This window comes from Corynebacterium sp. MSK195, assembly GCF_030228885.1.
Taxonomy (GTDB): Bacteria; Actinomycetota; Actinomycetes; order Mycobacteriales; family Mycobacteriaceae; genus Corynebacterium.
Genome location: NZ_JASPGT010000014.1, coordinates 1 through 16,751, shown reverse-complemented (window position 1 = coordinate 16,751; position 16,751 = coordinate 1). Strand labels below are relative to the sequence as shown.

Sequence of the window (16,751 nt, the reverse complement as noted above, 5' to 3'; positions counted from 1 at the left end):
GACTATGTCAACTCGGGCATCGTCCCATCAATCCGAAGTATTCCTAATTCACATTGTCCCCAGTATGAGAGCGAGAAGAGGCACTGGCCCCAATACTGCAGACGATTCCTACTAGGACTGCACCTAATGCTCCTAACAGGATTCCCGTGGAGGAGGGCAACAGTAATCCACCCACTGCGGAGCCGACTGCCGAGCCAAGGTAGTTCGCAGATGCATTAGCAGCAACAGCAGTCGCCCCTTCATCAGGGTTTGCACTGAGCATCGAATGCTGCTGCGGCGCCATAGACGACCACCCCAAAAGCCCCCAAGCAAAAAGACACACCACTGCCACCACGTGGCTCGAAGGGAAGAGCAGCAGTAGAGCGAAATCAGTCACGAGTAATGCAATGATAGTGACCGTTAGTTTGCGTGAACTATTAACCTTGTCAAGCACCCTCCCAATCCCAAAAGCACCCACTGCCCCGCCGATACCCCAGACCCACATGCCAGCAATGGTGTCTACCTGCACACGATCAAGCACTACAGGAATATAGGTGTACAACCCCAGCGAACCCACTCCCACAAAGAAAGTAACTAAGGTCGTCAGGAAGTTATCCACTCGGCCGATGACTCGGAGTCGCCGCCCCAACGAGGAGGAGGGCACAGCTGGTACCACACTCGCTTTGCGCAACGCTAGACCCGCTAACGCCACTATTCCAATGGCCGAGACCAAAGCGATGGTAGCCCTCCAGCCTAGCTGTTTAGCTACCCCCAATCCCACCGGTACGCCCACGACAGTTCCCACCGCTAAGCCAGCCAGCACCATTGACAGTGCGCGCCCGCGATACTTTGCTGGGACAGACATCCCCGCTACGGCTGAGGACAACGGCGAATAAATTCCCGCTGCCGCACCTGCGATTAAGCGCGACACGAGAAAAACGCTCACTGTAGGCGAGACTGCAGTCACGACATTCGCCAAAGAAAACACAGCAACAGCTCCAAGCAGACCACTCCGTGGATCTTTGCCTGCCTTACCCGAGAACAGCGGACCAGATATTGCGTACGCGCCGGTGAAGGCGGTAACGCCCAAGCCGATCACACTGCCACTTGTACCCAAGTCGTTTGCAATCTGTGATATCAGCCCAGCGATAACATATGCGTCCAATCCGAGCGCTACACTGCCCAAAACTAACGGCCACAGCTGTTTAAGCATTCGAAATCACCATATCGAGCAAACCAGGGAACCGTTCGTCTAGATCGCCTCTGCGCAAAGAGATAACACAAGTTCGTCCCTGGCTTCTTGTCCACGTCACACCGGCTTCACGCAGCTGCCGAGTGTGGTAGGTCAGGGTAGATCGAGGCAGGTCATCAGCGAGCGTCAAACTATCGTGCTCCTGACCGTCTGCCAGGCGCCTAACCATCTCTAACCGGATGGGATCACTTACCGCAGCCAGAACACGGACGAATTCAAGGTCCTCGGTGGCCGGATGCTCATACTTTCGTGGGCTCATCACAACTCCAATCGTGCAAGAATTCCTGAACGATTGACCACAGTAAGCTACCCGAGAGATTCGTGCAAGATTTCTTGCACGAATTCAGGTGCGCAGATAAAGCCCCACCCAGACAGCGATAAATGAACACCGGAGTCTTGAGGAGCTCTATTTTTAGATACCAAGCTTTCAACCCCAGACGTCTCTAATTCATAACCTTCAACGTTGGCACAATAAATCGAGCCAAGTTTATGAAAGTAGAGAGCCTTATTCCTTCTTCTAACGGTGCGTACAACGTAGCTTGATTTAATAGACCCTTCTACCCAAAATATGCTCGAAGGTTCTTTGGTCAGGAAAGCATGACAGACACCGTCACCCCTTCAGGGAAAAGCAACTAATCTGCAGCACCAGAAATGATTTAGAGAACGAACAATCGCTGGTGACCAGTTGAAATGTTTAGTTCTCACGCGCTTGCAGTTGGTTACATGCGCAGAGCACACCGAAGCCCTCGACGCATAAGCGTTATGGATACCAACTCGCACCCCTCCACTGCACAGAATTGCCACTGCAAGAGTAGTTCCCTGCAGAAAATGGCGTCAGCTACTCCTAGACTCCTGGGGAGGTAACAAAGCGGTATCCCAACCCGGGTTCAGTAAGCAGATATTGGGGATCAGAGGGATCGGTTTCCAGTTTGCGGCGCAGCTGCGAGGTGTAGATGCGCAGGTAGTGGCTTTGTCCTTCGAAGCCCGGGCCCCAAATCTCTGCGAGCAGATCTTCTTTGCGCACCAAACCGCCGTGGGCACGCAGCAGCGTCGTAAGCACGCCCCACTCAGTGGGGGTCAGGTGAAGAGGCTTTCCTGCCTTGGTGATGGAGTGTCGTGGGACGTCGATAAGCACATCGCCCGCCCGCACCATCGTGGCTTCCCGCTGGGCAGATGGATGCTGGGGGCTGCCATGCCGCAAAGCCACGCGCACACGGGCCAAGAGCTCTTCCATGGAAAAGGGTTTGGTCACATAATCATCAGCACCGCGATCTAGAGCCGAGGCACTAAATAAAGGATCGGACCGGGCCGTAAGAATCAGAACGGGGATTGCTGACCATCCACGAATCCCATCAAGGACTTCCCGCCCATCCATATCCGGCAGACCCATATCCAAAATCACCACATCGGGCTGGTACAGGGAGACCACCTGCAGACCCTCCGCCCCGGTGCTGGCTGCATACACCTCATATCCTCGTGCCTTAAAGTTAATGCTCAAGGTGGTGAGCAAACGCGGATCATCATCCACAATGACAATCGTGGCCTTTTTATCAGTCATGGCTTTTCTCCTCCCACAGCGGGATACTCAGGATAAAGGTCGCTCCTGGGGTGGCCTCTACGGTGATAGTACCGGCCATGGCCTCCACAAATCCGCGAACGACGGAGAGGCCTAAACCTACCCCGTTGTCATTGCTGGTATCACCCAAGCGTTGAAAGGCTTGGAAAAGCTCTCGCTGCTTTTCTGGTGAAATTCCCGGCCCTTCATCGCTCACACTCAGCTCCACGCGTTCATCCTTAACCTGCGCATCAACGTTGACTGGTCCGCTCGGCGCATAGCGCAAAGCGTTATCGAATAGGTTCGCCAGCACGCGTTCCAGCAAAACGCTATCCGCGCAACAGGTGCGGCCACGGAGTCCAGAACCAATATGAATGCGACCAAGTTGGTCCTTGCTATGTCCAAAGGCACAGGAGGCAATAGCCCGATTGGCTACCTCATATAGCTCGACAGGTTCCCGGCGTGCAGTTACCGCTCCTGCACTCAAACGCGAGTGATCCAATAGGTTGGTCACGAGCAGCGTGAGCTGATCGATGCTAGCTGCGGTTTCCGCCAGCAGTATTTCTTGATCCTCTGGACTGAATTCGATTTCGGAATTCCGCAAAGAGGACACAGCCAGCTTGGCCGTTGCTAGGGGCGTGCGCAGATCGTGGCTCACGCTCGATAGCAGTGCACGACGCAATTCATCAGCGGCAGCAATGGCATCGGCACGTGCGGCTTCAGCCGAAAGCTTGTCGCGGCGCACTATGCCGGCTAAATAGCCTGCCACAACCGCCACCAAAGCACGGTCGCGGGCGGATAACGCTGGGCCTTCCATCACAATCTGGACCGTAGTGTCCTCGCTGGAGACCAACGTTTCTACCTCACGTTTATGAGTCTTTGCGGGGATATGCAGGTGTCTACTTTGCCGGGGCGAGGCCGCCGAAGCGTGCCAAGTAGAGAGTATGTCCCCGGAGGCGTCAAGAAGCACGGCCTTATGGCAGCCGAAGGTCTCTCCTACCTTGCGAAGCACTGCGTCGATGGGAGATACGTCCGCACGGCGGTTGAGGGCTGCGCGGGAAAAGACCGTCAAGAGCTCAGCATCGCGCGTGGCAATGGCCGCATTATGGTGCTCTATTTTGGTGCGCCGCACTTGTAAACCCACGGCCAGGGCAATGGCTACCATGACCACGAGGATGACAGCGTTAGCTGGCTCAGCAATATCGAACGTGTACAGGGGCTCGGTAAAGAACCAATTGACCGCCAAGCCCGAGGCAAACGCAATAATTACCGCCGGCCACAGGCCAGCGAGCATGCTCACGAGGAGGATCAGCGCAAAGTAAAAAGCAGAACACGTGCCTGTTCCCAATGCCGAGCCGTCGATGCCTTGCAACAGTGCGGTCAAGGCGATGAAAGCGACAGCTGTGCCCACCCAAGACACCGCCCGGCGCGGAAGGGAATGCAATGGTCGCAGCAGTGGTGAAAGAGGCGAGGGTTTATCGGACGGAAGATTAACAATGTGACAATCGATCTTGCCTGAATCCCGCAACACGGCCTCAGCAACGGTGCCGCGCCAGTGCAGGCCTAAGCGACGCCGTGGTGAAACCCCCAGGACCAACTGGGTGGCGTTAACGCTGCGGGCAAAATTAAGCAGCGCTTCTGGCACCGAGTCACCGGTGACCTGATGCAAACGGGCACCCACGTCCTGAGCCAAGGATTGTAATTTGGCCAGTTGTTGAGCGGAACCTGCAACGGAAGATTCACCGGAAGAAAAGGAGTCCCCAAAAATTACGTGGACTACATGTAGCTCGGCTGAGGATTTGGACGCGATGCGGCGCCCGCGGCGAATGAGCAGTTCTGCGTGCGCGACGTTCTGAATGGCCACGACCACCCGTTCCCGCGCCTCCCAGGTATCAGTAATGTCTTGTTCAGAACGGTAGGATGCGAGAGCCTCATCAACCTGGTCCGCCAACCACAACAGGGCAAGCTCCCGCAGTGCAGTCAGATTGCCCACCCGAAAATAATTATTCAAAGCAGGGGCAATGCGCGCTTCTTTATAGACTTGGCCATCACTCAAGCGGGTGCGCAAGAGCTGCGGGGATACATCCACCAACTCGATCTCGTTCGCCGCACGCACGACCTCGTCCGGCACCGTCTCCTGCGGGGAAATACCGGTGATCTGGTTTATTACGTCATTGAGGCTTTCGAGGTGCTGGATGTTCAGGGTAGAAATCACATCGATTCCTGCGGCTAGGAGTTCCTCTATGTCTTCCCAGCGCTTAGCGTGTTCCTCACCGCGCGGATTGGAATGGGCAAATTCATCGACCAGAACGGTTTCCGGCTGGCGCGAGATGATGGCTGCAGTATCGAGTTCTCCGGTGGATAGCCCGGCGGCGTGGCGCCGCGGGATGGTCTCAAGGCCATCGCACAGCGCCCGAGTGAATTCGCGCCCATGATCTTCCACGATGCCAATGACCACATCGCGGCCGGCCAGCACAAGGCCGTGCGCCTCGTTGAGCATTGCACAGGTCTTACCAGACCCAGGCGCCGCGCCGAGGTAGATCTTCAAAGCGCCACGCTTGGTGCGCGCCGGAACTTTCTTGTCGTTCATATGGCACTCATCTTATGAGCAGGACGGTGGAAGGGGCAGTGCTCGGTTGAGAGTAGTGACGTTAACTGCGTCTTCGCCCAGGAACCCGAGGCTGGCATGCTCCGTGTTGTCCTCGATGAGGCTTCGCACATCTTCGGTGCTCATCCCCTGCTCTCGTGCGACACGTGGAGCCTGTAGTTCAGCGTACGCAGGGCTAATGCCAGAGTCGACACCAGAGCCGGAACCGGTTACCGCATCGGTGGGAACATCTTCTGGAGCGGCGCCTTCACGCTTGGCGATGTCCCCGCGCCGCTCCTGCACGGCTTTTTCTAGCTCGGAGCTACTAGCGCCGTAATTGCTCATGCCTTCGGAACGGGGGAAGAAGTACGGGCCTTCGGTCTGACCATCTTGCAGCTGGGTCGAGCCAGCTAGGCACTCACCTTGGTAAATGAGGTTGCCCTCGGCGGAGTCCGGCTTGATGCGGGAGATTCCCCACACGGCAGCGGGATAAATCATTCCCAGTGCGATAACGCACAATAGTACGGCTACGAATCCAGCGGCGAGGTTACGAAAATAGACACGCATTTTTGGTCCTTCTTTTTCTACATACCTGGAAGCAGGTTGACTACCTGGTCAATGAGCCAGATGCCTAGGAATGGGGTGATCACGCCGCCCAGTCCCCAAATGCCCAGGTTACGGCGTAGCAGGGACGAGGCGGAGGCCGGCTTATAGGCCACGCCCTTGAGCGCCAATGGGATAAGAGCAACGATGATGAGCGCATTGAATACCACTGCAGACACAATGGCGGATTGCGGCGAGTGCAGGTGCATCACGTTGAGGCGCTCGAGGTGCGGAAGCTGGGTAGAAAACAGGGCCGGCAAGATGGCGAAGTACTTCGCTAAGTCATTGGCCAAAGAGAAGGTGGTAAGCGCCCCACGGGTGATGAGCAACTGCTTGCCAATGCGCACGACATCGATAAGCTTGGTCGGATCAGAATCCAAGTCCACCATATTGGCGGCTTCCTTCGCTGCAGAGGTGCCCGTGTTCATGGCCACGCCCACGTCCGCCTGCGCCAGCGCTGGTGCATCATTAGTACCGTCACCGGTCATAGCGACCATGCGGCCGTGCGCCTGTTCCTCGCGGATCCTGGCCAGCTTATCTTCCGGGGTGGCCTCCGCGATGTAATCATCGACGCCTGCCTCTTTCGCAATGGCCGCTGCCGTCAATGGGTTATCGCCGGTCACCATGATGGTTTTGATGCCCATCTGGCGCAGTTCGGCGAAGCGCTCCGCCATGCCCGGCTTGACGACGTCACTGAGCTGCACCACCGCAATAACCCTGCGGGTGCCGTCGGATTCTTCCACAGCAACGGGCAGCGGGGTTCCACCGCCTTCAGCAATCTGGGTCACGGAGTCTTCAATTTCTTGTGGCCAGTCGCCACCTGCTTCAGTTACCCACCGGCGCACGGCGTCGCCGGCACCCTTACGCAGCTTTCGGTCTCTCAGGTCAAGCCCAGACATGCGGGTAGAAGCGCTAAATGGAATGACCTCGGCGGTCTTTTCTTCCTCTCCTGCTTCGGTAGAAAGGTGATAGTTTTCGGTCAACCACGACACGATGGAGCGACCCTCCGGGGTCTCATCGGCAACCGAAGCAACGCGGGCTATCTCCGCAGCTTCCTGCTCATCGACACCGCGCGCAACGATAAGCCCGGTAGCCTGCCGGTTGCCATAGGTGATGGTGCCGGTTTTATCCATGAGTAGGGTCGCTACGTCTCCCGCCGCCTCCACCGCGCGTCCGGACGTAGCCAGAACATTGTGGTGCACGAGGCGGTTCATTCCCGCGATTCCCACTGCGGATAGCAGGGCAGCGATGGTGGTTGGGATGAGGCAGACCAACAGGGCCACCAGCGAGAGCGGGGAGAGCTCCGCGCCGGTAAACAACCCCATTGGGGCCAGTGCGGTAACCGCAATGAGGAAGAGGATAGTCAGGGTAGACAGGAGGATGCTCAGCGCGATTTCATTCGGGGTCTTGCGGCGCTCCGCTCCCTCCACCAAGGCAATCATCGTATCGACGAAGGTAGATCCCGGCTCCGAGGTGATCTGTACCAGGATGGAATCAGACAAGACCACGGTACCGCCGGTCACAGCACAGCGATCGCCGCCGGCCTCGCGAACCACGGGAGCAGACTCGCCGGTAATGGCAGATTCATCGACGGTTGCCGCGCCTTCAATGACGTCGCCGTCGCCCGGGATAGTCTCTCCGGCCTCCACGCGCACGATAGCGCCCTTGGTGAGCTCAGAAGCGGCAATGACCTCGATGCCGCCATCGGTAACTAGGTTCGCGGTGGCGTCATCGCGCACGGCGCGCAAGCTATCCGCTTGGGCTTTACCGCGGCCTTCGGCATATGCCTCAGCGAACGCGGCGAACGCAATGGTAAACCATAACCATACGGTCACCACCCAGCCATAAACGCTGGGGCTAAAGATGGACCACAGGGTAGTCAGCGCGGCGCCTACCCACACCACGAACATGACGGGGTTACGGGCTTGGGCGAGCGGGGACATCTTGTGCGGCAACGATTTAAACGCTGCCGCAGCCAACCCACTGTTTTTGGTGGCAGAGCGCTGGGGAGTGGGTTGCTCAGTGGTCATAGTTGGTGTTGTCATGAGAGTGCCTCCGAAATGGGACCCAAGGTAAGAACGGGGAAGAAGGTAAGGGCGGCGACCAACACAATGACGCCGATGGTAAGCAGCGCGAAGGTCACGCCGGACGTCGGCAAGCTGCCGGCGGTAGTGGCCTGCCGGCGTTGACCGGCTAGGCTGCCCGCCAAATACAGGGTGAAGACGATGGGGAGGAAGCGGCCCAGCAGCATGGCGATACCGAGGGTGACTTGCCACCAGGGCTCGGTTACCGTCAGGCCCGCGAAGGCCGAGCCGTTATTATTTGACGCCGAGGTAAAGGCATAAAGTACCTCGGAGAGACCGTGCGCGTTATCCGGGGTTCCCGGCGCGCCGTAGTTGGTCGCGGAAAGCTCTACCAGCTTGCGCTGAGCCACCGATGCCCCCACGCCTACTAGGACGAGGACCGGCATGGTGAGGATGTACAGGCTCACCGCGGAGATTTCCTTGCGGCCGACCTTATTGCCCATAAACTCCGGTGTGCGCCCAACGAGCAGGCCGCCGATAAATACGGCGAGGATTGCCACCATCAGCAGACCGTAGAGGCCAGTGCCCACGCCGCCTGGTGCAATTTCGCCCAGGAGCATATTGAGGATCAACAAGCCGCCACCCAATGGTGAATAGCTATCGTGCATCGAATCGACCGCACCGGTAGAAGTGCCCGTAGTAGACACCGCAAAGAGTGCGGAAGCGTCAATACCTAGGCGCTGTTCGATGCCCTCCAAGTTGCCGCCCGCAGCCTGGGCTGCCGCACCGGTGGTAGTGTGCTGCGCCCATACCACCAAGGCAACCATAACGGTCCAAATGCCGCCGATGACGCCAAGCAGGGTCCAGGCATGCTTCTGCGATTTCAGCATTACCCCATAGGCACGGATAAAGCAGAAAGAGATAACCAGCAAAGAAAAGATTTCCACGAGGTTGGTAAAACCAGTGGGGTTCTCAAAAGGGTGCGCCGAGTTGGCGCCGAAGATGCCACCACCATTGGTTCCCAGCAATTTAATTGCTTCCTGGCTAGCCACCGGAGCGCGCGGAATATCCACGCCCGCGGAGCTCACCAGGTTGGACCCGAAGGTTTGCATGGTTCCGCCCAAGATAAGGACGAAAGAAATCAGTAAAGAAAGCGGCAAGAGAATGCGCACCAAACCACGCGTGAGGTCGACCCAGAAATTTCCTATGAGGTGCTGCCCACTCTCAGAGCCCAGCTTGTCACGGCTATATCCCAAGTGACCGATACCGCGAATGAGCGCAACCGCCACACACATGCCAACAGCCGCGGAGGCAAAGTTCTGGACGGTCAGGCCAAGCATCTGCGCAGCATTGGTCAGGGTTTCTTCGCCCGAATAGGACTGCCAGTTGGTATTGGACACGAATGACGCCGCGGTATTAAACGCCATCCACGGTTCCACCGCTGCGGAGCGGGGATTTCCAAAGCTAGGCACAACGGTTTGTAGGCGCTGCACCGCGTAAAGCACGAGTACGGATGCCAAGCTGAAGCCAAGCAATGCACGGCTGTAATTCTTGCTGTTATGCCCGCGGTTTGGGTCAACGCGCAGGACCTTATACACCGCACGCTCTATCGCCCAGTCCTTGTCAGAGGTGTAGCTGCGTGCGATCCAGTTGCCCAAAGGAACATATGCCGCCGCGAGCAAAACGACGAGGGCGAGGAACTGCGGTAACACCGCCCCAATGCTGGCGATCATGCGAAACGCTCCGGATCAACTAAGGAAATGATGAGGTAGATCACCAAGGCCACAACAATGACGAGGCCAATGACCGCTGTAATGGTGTTCATGGTTATGCATCACCGTCCAAAAGCTCGTTGAGGACGGAGGGACAGCCAACCGTCAGGATGGCTATCAGGATTGCCACGATGTCTAACATGTGGGAAACCCCCTTGTGCGAGTGAAACTTTCCTGTGCCTGACAGGTATGCCTGCCAGGTGCCGGTACCAAGGCAGCACCTGCTACGCACAAACGTTAAGACCACACCCCCGCTGCCCTAGGCAATCTTTGCGCTATCTTTACGCCTCCCGCTCGCAATTTTTATATTTCCTTTACACCCCTTTTGCGCCACCTTTTCTTCAGGCCGGGAACCGCCCTTTATCCACAACGAAGGCCCGCCGACAGCGCATCGGCGGGCCTTCTCCCCATGACTAATCTCTCGGTACCCAAGGAGGGAATGGAGCGCACCCTCCTGCAAGCACCGCCCGTGATTAGGCAAGCCTAAGTTTATAAACCTTTCGTAGGATGGTCAAGGGTTTGCCCATAAATTTCTTCACCCCTGACAAAAACACAGTTAACCTGCAATAACGAGTACAATCCGGAACCATGGCTGAGTTGAAATCCACTATTTCCGAACAACTCCGCAAATTCTGGCGTGCCAACGACAAGGAAATGACCGATTCCCCGCGTCGCGGCGTCGCCTCCCCTGCCGAGGCCACGGCACTGCGCGAGGAGGTCGCGGCCGAAATCGCGGACCTCATCAAAGCCCAGAAGGGCAAGACCAGCCCAGGCGATACCGCGCTCGATGCTGATGCCGCCGCCACCCTGCCCCTTGGCGCACGCATCAAGCCGCGCGGCGTCTTTGAAGATGACTGGAGCGCGCGTCCCACCGCACAGCGCCCCTGGCCAGTCATCCTCATCCACGGCACCTGCGATACCAAAGGCGTATGGCAGCTCCTAGGCAATGAACTGCGCCAGGACGGCTGGGCCGTCTTCGCCCCCGATTATGGGCACCGCGCTACCCAGCCCCTCGCGGAATCCGCGAAGGAGCTTGGCGCCTATATTGATGTCGTGCGCGCAGTCACCGGCGCGGACAAGGTCATCCTCATCGGCCACTCGCAGGGCGGGCTGCTTGCCCGCTATTGGATGCGAATGATTGGCGGCGCCGAAAACGTCCTGCACCTGATGTGCATCAGCGCGCCGAACCACGGCACCACCTATGGTGGCATCGTCAGCCGCCTCATTCGCACCCCGCGCCAAGAAGCGGTAATGCGCTCCGTCATCGATGGTTGGTTTGGGCCGGCGGGCATGGACCAGGTCGTCGGCAGTGAGGCTCTGCGCGAAACCAACCGGGACGGCGATCTGGAATCCGGCGTGAGCTATACCTGCATTGCCACGCGGTCCGACGCCGTCGTTGTCCCGCCCGAGACCTGCTTCCTCGACCCCCGCGGCGTCACAGAGGGCACGGTCCGCAATATTTATGTCCAAGACTTCGACCGCCTCGCGATGGTCATGCATGAGGATATGCCGATGGATAAGCGCGTCCGCGCGATCGTGCGCACCATTTTGGAACTGGTGGAGAGCATCCCGCGCTAGTTATAGCCCCAGCTCATCCAGCACCGCGTCAAAGGCCGGTCCCACCTGGGTGCGCCACAGCGTATCCACTTTCTGATCACCCCGGCCGGGCCCGCCATTGATAACGGCCACGCGCTTGCCCTGCTTCTTTGCCTCCAACACAAAGCGATACCCACTCATAACCGCCAGCGAAGAGCCGGCCACCACGAGCGAACGCGCCTGGCCCAGCAGTGCAAAGGCAGCATCGCGGCGCTCCGCCGGCACGGGCTCACCAAAGTAAACGACGTCCGGCTTCAATAATGCAGAACCACAGCGCTCGCACCCTGCCATGCGGAACGCAGCCACGTCAGCTTCATCAAGCGTCACGTCACCGTCCGGGTTCACTTGGTCCGCCTCCACGACGAGGCGCTCCAAGTACCCCGGATTTGCTGCGGCCAAGCGCGCATCGAAGTGCGGCCGCGCCTCCCGCTGCCCACACATTAAGCACACGACGGTTTCCATGTCGCCATGCAGTACCACCAAGTTCGCGGTCCCTGCCTGTTTATGCAGGCCATCTACGTTTTGCGTGACCACACCATTGACCAGCCCGGCGCGCTCTAATTCCACGAGCGCATAGTGCGTGCGGTTCGGAACCGCGGAATCCATGACCCGCCACCCCACAAAGCTACGGGCCCAATACCTATGGCTTGCGGCCGGGTCGTGGCGAAATTCCTGATAGGTCATCGGCCGGTGCCTGCTCAGCGAGCCGCGCGGGCCCCGATAATCCGGCACGCCCGACTCCGTCGACACCCCGGCCCCAGTCAGCACCATCACTGGGCCCTCGCGCAGCTGCTTTACGACGTCCCCTAAAGCCTTCCCTTCCTCCGTATGCGGCGCCGATTCCTCGACCACTCGGGCGATCGAACGCAGCGCGGACTGGTGGGCAAGGGAGACGGCGGGATCCATGCCCCCGATGCTAGCTTTCGGGCAGGTGCTCTACATAAAGCCACTCCGAATCCAGCTCCCCGTGGCGCGAGCACTTAGTGTGCCAGCCATCGGGGCGCACCTGGGCCACCATGCGGCGGCCACAGATCTGGCAGTAGCGCGGCACGTCGAGGCCGGCTGCAGCCGCGGGGTGCAGCGTGAAGACCTCTTCGATCGGCTTGCCGGTATTCGGATGGAAAATCGGCTCGTCCCCAGAAAGAACGGCTGCAGCCAATTCGGATGTTGGCTCGGATAAACCAGGCACTACAGGGCCTTAATCGGCAGGTCGATGCGGTGCAACATATCCACATCCTTTTCAATCTGCTGGCCCAGGGTAGTCAGGTAGTTGCCGGCGATAATGGCGTTGATGCCGCCGAGCAGGCCGCGCTCAGTGCCGTCGTCGCCAAGCGAAAGCTCGCGGCCACCAGCAAAGCGCAAGGTGGTAGACGGCATGGCCAGGCGGAACGCCGCCACGGCGCGCAGGCCCTCTCCCAAGGGAACCAGCGGGCGGTCCGCGAAAGGGGTGCCAGGGCGCGGGTCGAGGAAGTTCATCGGTACCTCGCACGGGTCAATCTCTGCCAGCTGCGCGGCGAACTCGGCGCGCTGCTCCAGGGACTCGCCCATGCCGATGATGCCGCCGCAGCAGACCTCCATGCCTACCTCGCGCACATAGTCGAGGGTCTGCTTGCGCTCCTCCCAGGTGTGGGTGGTAACCACATTAGGGAAGAAGGAACGGGAGGTCTCCAGGTTGTGGTTATAGCGCTGCGCTCCCATATCCTTCAGGCGCTGCGCCTGCTCGCGGGTCAGGGTGCCTAGCGAGCAAGAAATCTCAATATCGACGGCGTCATTAATCGCGGCAATCGCCTCGCCCACCTGGTCCAGCAAACGATCGTCCGGGGACTTCACCGCGGCAACAATGCAGAACTCGGTAGCGCCGGACTTAGCGGTCTTCTGTGCCGCCTCCACCAGTTCCGGAATGTTCAGGCGCACGGCGCGCACCGGGGACTCAAAAAGGCCGGACTGGGAACAGAAGTGGCAATCCTCTGGGCAGCCGCCGGTCTTAATGGAGATAATGCCTTCCACCGATACGTCCGGGCCACACCACTTCAGGCGGGTCTGGTGGGCAATATCGGCAATTTCCTCCAATTGGGAATCCGGGACCTGTAGTACTTGCAGTAGTTCTTCCTGGTTAAGGCCTTTGCCTTGCTCCAGGGCTTTCTCACGGGCGATGTCAACGATGCTCATGGTGCTAAACCCTACTTGAACGGCGTTCAACTTTGGTTAAAACCACATATAAATCTGTGCGGAACTACCCTCGGGGGCATGACGCTTTATGATGACACCCTCTCCCTCCTCCAAGAGCTGATCCGCAATGCCTGCGTTAATGACCTCACGCCAGACTCCGGCCACGAGGTGCGCAATGCGGATAGCCTGGAAAAATTCTTCGCAGGTGAAGACGTGCAGATTGAGCGCTTCGAATCCCACCCAGGCCGTGTTTCCATCGTGGTGACCGTCCCCGGCGATCCGGACCAGGAACCGCTCACCCTCATGGGCCACACGGACGTCGTCCCCGTGGACGAGCCGAAGTGGACCAAGCCGCCTTTCGAGGCGCTTATCGAGGACGGCAAGCTCTACGGCCGCGGTTCCGTAGACATGCTGTTTATTACCGCCACCATGGCCGCTGTCACGCGCGAGGTCGCCCGCGCCGGTAACACGGGCGGTACCCTCGCCTTCGTCGGCATGGCCGATGAAGAAGCCCGCGGCGGGCTCGGCGTGCGCTTCATGTCCGAGAACCACCCCGATGCCTTTTCGTGGAAGAACTGCTTGTCCGAAACCGGCGGCAGCCATCTGCCCGGCGCGGTGGGCTTCAACGTGGGCGAAAAGGGCGCCGGCCAGCGCCGCCTGCACGTGCACGGCGATGCCGGCCATGGATCCACGCCTTATGGCAAGGACTTTGCCATCGTGAAGATCGGCGAGGTCGCCCGCCGCATCGCCACCGCTGAGCCGCCCACGGCCTCCAATGAAATCTGGGAGGGCTTCGTGCGCACCTTCAAGTTTGACCCCAAGACGGAGCAAGAGCTTATCGACGGCACGGGTGACTACTCCAAGTTCGGCAACCTCGACGCCTACGCCCACGCCTTTAGCCACACCACTATCGCCGAGACCGTCCTGCGCGCGGGCGGCGCCATCAACGTGCTGCCTTCACACGCTTACCTGGAAATGGATGTGCGCCCCTTCCCCGGCCAGACCCAGGAGGATCTGGATGACTTCCTGCGCAGCGCGCTCGGGGACATGGCCGATGAGGTAGAAATCGAGCACCTCATCACCGAAGATGCCACGCAATCCTCCACCGATACCGAACTGTGGCGCGCTATTGAGGCCACCTCCAAGGAATTCTTCCCCGACAAAGCCGTTGTCCCTGTTCACGCCACCGGCGGCTCGGATCTGCGCTTCGCCCGCCGCAAGGGTGGCAATGCCTATGGCTTTGCCATGCACGCCGAGGGCCGCGATATGGCCAGTGCCAATTCGCAGCTGCACAGCCACGACGAGCACCTCTACCTAGAAGACCTCGAATTGACCGTGCGCGCCTACCGCAGCTTGGTCAATCGCTTCCTAGGCCTGTCACAGGCGTAACAATTATGGCAAGATGTCTGACATGAGCTTTGCACGTAAGTCCGCGCTGCTATCTGCAGCTACCGCCCTGACCGTAACCCTCGCCGCCCCTGCCGCTGCCCATGCCGACGCCGTCGATACCCTCCTAGCCAAGATGCCTGCCGGCCAGATTTCCTGCTCCCAGGCCAAGCAGTACTGGACCAACTCCGCTGACTACAACCAGAAGAAGTCCCAGGCCCTGGCCGTTGCCACCGTGCACCCACGCGGCAACGAAGTCCGCGGCGCCATCGGCCGCATGGATGAGGCCATTGCTCGCTGCGGCCTGAACGGCACCACTGGTCAGGGCAAGCCGGTCAACACCGGCGGCCAGCGCGGCAATGCCCCCGCACCAAAGCCGGCCCCGGCCCCGGCCCCGGCTCCGGCCCCGGCACCTGCGCCTGCCAAGAACGCCAAGGTCATCGAGCTGGGCACCATCCCGGGCCAGCCAACTGTTGACGTTCCCTTCTTGGGCCAAACCTTCCGCATCCCAGATGCGGCCAAGATTGCCCAGAACGCTGTATCCCAGTTCCAGCTGCCACAGATCCCACAGATCCAGCAGCTACAGCAGCTGTCTTCCTTCTAAGACACTAAGACACTAAGACACCGACTTGGCCGGACCGCTTAGCGGTCTAGCTGAAAATAGATCCCGGCATGCGCACTGCAGCCGGGATTAAATTTATGCCCACAGTGGGGACACGCAGGCGCGGCGGAATAGGCGTGATAGTTCATTTCGGTGCGGCAAGCGCCACAGAGGACCGAGGGGGCGTCGACAAGCATGGGCCCAAACTCATGCTCAGTGAGCTCGGCATGGCACAGCGCGCAGGCAAAATACTTCCCGCAGGTGGCGCACTTATTGGCCACCACATCCAGCGGCGAATGCCAATGCTTGCACCGGCCCTCCGTATCAATCGCGCCGTGAATCTTCATGGCCGTCAGCATACGCGCCATCCTGTTGCCACTGGTGCTTCTTTTCCTCGGATTTCTTAGCATTGCGCACGGCCTGAATGCCCACCACGATGGCGATGATGAGTGGTACCCACACCTTGCTGTAATCCATGAGGAATACGAGCCAGTCGGGCAGATCGATGTCGATGTTGAAGTCGAAATTCGGCACCGGCAGCTCTATCTGCGGAAACTCCGGTACGGGGAGCGCGATATCCGGCAGGTTAATCTCCGGCAGCTCCCAATCCGGAAGCAACCGGGACAAAATGCGGCTGATAATCGGACCGAGCACGATCACGCCAATGGCCCAGCCGGACTTGCCCAGCCCGCCTAGAAGCGGGTACAGCACCCGCTTGAAGGAACTTTCCTCCATGGCATGCCGGCGCTTCTCCCCCAAGGAGCCGGCCGGCGGGTCGAGGGCGACTGCCTCCTCGCCATTGCGGTAGTACACGTCCAGGAGCTCGCCAAAGGGTGATGCCTGAATGTCCAGATAAGGTTTGCTGCGCGGGGCGGAATTCTCAAGAAGGGTGAGGTCTTTTTCAATCTTCTTCTTGAGCGAATAGCGGCCCGCGCGGGGCCGCTCATGGCGGCTGCGTACCTGACCGTTCACCACAATCTGCAGGCGTGGGCTGGGATTTTTCCGCCAGAGTTGGACGCGCGCCGGCAGCGAAGCATCGCCTGGAACCGGGGTGAAATCCTTGGCCTTCTTCGGCCACTCGCCCATCTCCGCGAACTCGGCATCGTACCCACGCTGCACCTCGATGGTGCCCACCTCGGGGTGCTCTAGGGGCCTAAACGACAGAATGTGTTGTTTTGCGGCGTGTCGGGCTAAACGACATTTTGTGTTGGTGGGGTTTAGCGCATG

The 16,751-nt window shown here is 59.2% G+C and carries 16 protein-coding genes; 3 read left to right on the top strand and 13 right to left on the bottom strand.

Annotated features, from left to right (window positions below; translation table 11 throughout):
* Positions 1-43: 43 nt before the first annotated feature.
* The 8 genes from QP909_RS10665 to kdpF form a co-directional block, all read right to left on the bottom strand.
* On the bottom strand, positions 44-1,192 hold the full coding sequence (locus QP909_RS10665) for an MFS transporter (protein ID WP_284767217.1): 1,149 nt from the start codon (positions 1,190-1,192) through the stop codon (positions 44-46).
* Positions 1,185-1,490, bottom strand: a complete 306-nt coding sequence (locus tag QP909_RS11935; protein ID WP_005326349.1) for an ArsR/SmtB family transcription factor — start codon at positions 1,488-1,490, stop codon at positions 1,185-1,187. The genes QP909_RS10665 and QP909_RS11935 overlap by 8 nt, the downstream gene beginning before the upstream one ends.
* A gap of 585 nt (positions 1,491-2,075) precedes the next feature.
* A complete protein-coding gene (locus tag QP909_RS10655) occupies positions 2,076-2,789 on the bottom strand; it encodes a response regulator (RefSeq protein ID WP_284767216.1) in 714 nt (237 codons plus the stop codon).
* Positions 2,782-5,376, bottom strand: a complete 2,595-nt coding sequence (locus QP909_RS10650; RefSeq protein WP_284767215.1) for an ATP-binding protein — start codon at positions 5,374-5,376, stop codon at positions 2,782-2,784. The genes QP909_RS10655 and QP909_RS10650 overlap by 8 nt, the downstream gene beginning before the upstream one ends.
* Positions 5,377-5,388: 12 nt before the next feature.
* Positions 5,389-5,940, bottom strand: coding sequence for a potassium-transporting ATPase subunit C (locus tag QP909_RS10645; protein WP_239279302.1), 552 nt, complete (start codon positions 5,938-5,940; stop codon positions 5,389-5,391).
* Between the two features lie 17 nt (positions 5,941-5,957).
* Positions 5,958-8,021 carry a potassium-transporting ATPase subunit KdpB gene (gene kdpB, locus QP909_RS10640; RefSeq protein WP_239279303.1) on the bottom strand — a complete coding sequence of 688 codons (2,064 nt, stop codon included), beginning with the start codon at positions 8,019-8,021 and terminating at the stop codon, positions 5,958-5,960.
* Positions 8,018-9,733, bottom strand: coding sequence for a potassium-transporting ATPase subunit KdpA (gene kdpA, locus QP909_RS10635; RefSeq protein WP_225746161.1), 1,716 nt, complete (start codon positions 9,731-9,733; stop codon positions 8,018-8,020). The genes kdpB and kdpA overlap by 4 nt, the downstream gene beginning before the upstream one ends.
* Positions 9,730-9,825 (bottom strand): K(+)-transporting ATPase subunit F, encoded by a 96-nt coding sequence (kdpF, locus tag QP909_RS10630; RefSeq protein WP_225746162.1) that lies wholly within the window; start codon positions 9,823-9,825, stop codon positions 9,730-9,732. Before kdpF ends, kdpA begins: the two co-directional genes overlap by 4 nt.
* Positions 9,826-10,360: 535 nt before the next feature.
* On the opposite strand from kdpF, the gene QP909_RS10625 reads away from it, so the two are divergent.
* Positions 10,361-11,350: a lipase family alpha/beta hydrolase gene (locus QP909_RS10625; protein WP_284767214.1), complete on the top strand. Its 990-nt coding sequence runs from the start codon at positions 10,361-10,363 to the stop codon at positions 11,348-11,350.
* Here the strand turns inward: QP909_RS10625 and QP909_RS10620 are convergent, their stop codons facing one another.
* From QP909_RS10620 to bioB, 3 genes are read right to left on the bottom strand one after another with little or no spacing between them, the layout of a single operon-like run.
* A complete protein-coding gene (locus tag QP909_RS10620) occupies positions 11,351-12,274 on the bottom strand; it encodes a Sir2 family NAD-dependent protein deacetylase (RefSeq protein WP_284767213.1) in 924 nt (307 codons plus the stop codon).
* A gap of 10 nt (positions 12,275-12,284) precedes the next feature.
* Positions 12,285-12,557 carry a biotin synthase auxiliary protein BsaP gene (gene bsaP, locus QP909_RS10615; protein ID WP_239282944.1) on the bottom strand — a complete coding sequence of 91 codons (273 nt, stop codon included), beginning with the start codon at positions 12,555-12,557 and terminating at the stop codon, positions 12,285-12,287.
* A complete protein-coding gene (gene bioB, locus QP909_RS10610) occupies positions 12,557-13,537 on the bottom strand; it encodes a biotin synthase BioB (RefSeq protein ID WP_005326317.1) in 981 nt (326 codons plus the stop codon). Before bioB ends, bsaP begins: the two co-directional genes overlap by 1 nt.
* Positions 13,538-13,615: 78 nt before the next feature.
* Between bioB and QP909_RS10605 the strand changes: the two genes are divergently transcribed.
* Positions 13,616-14,926, top strand: a complete 1,311-nt coding sequence (locus QP909_RS10605) for a M20/M25/M40 family metallo-hydrolase (protein ID WP_284767211.1) — start codon at positions 13,616-13,618, stop codon at positions 14,924-14,926.
* 22 nt (positions 14,927-14,948) lie between these two features.
* On the top strand, positions 14,949-15,527 hold the full coding sequence (locus QP909_RS10600; RefSeq protein WP_284767210.1) for a hypothetical protein: 579 nt from the start codon (positions 14,949-14,951) through the stop codon (positions 15,525-15,527).
* Between the two features lie 38 nt (positions 15,528-15,565).
* Here the strand turns inward: QP909_RS10600 and QP909_RS10595 are convergent, their stop codons facing one another.
* Positions 15,566-15,871: a CHY zinc finger protein gene (locus QP909_RS10595; protein WP_005326308.1), complete on the bottom strand. Its 306-nt coding sequence runs from the start codon at positions 15,869-15,871 to the stop codon at positions 15,566-15,568.
* Complete coding sequence (locus QP909_RS10590; RefSeq protein WP_284767209.1) at positions 15,849-16,658, bottom strand: hypothetical protein; 810 nt, start codon at positions 16,656-16,658, stop codon at positions 15,849-15,851. Before QP909_RS10590 ends, QP909_RS10595 begins: the two co-directional genes overlap by 23 nt.
* Positions 16,659-16,751 lie beyond the last annotated feature (93 nt).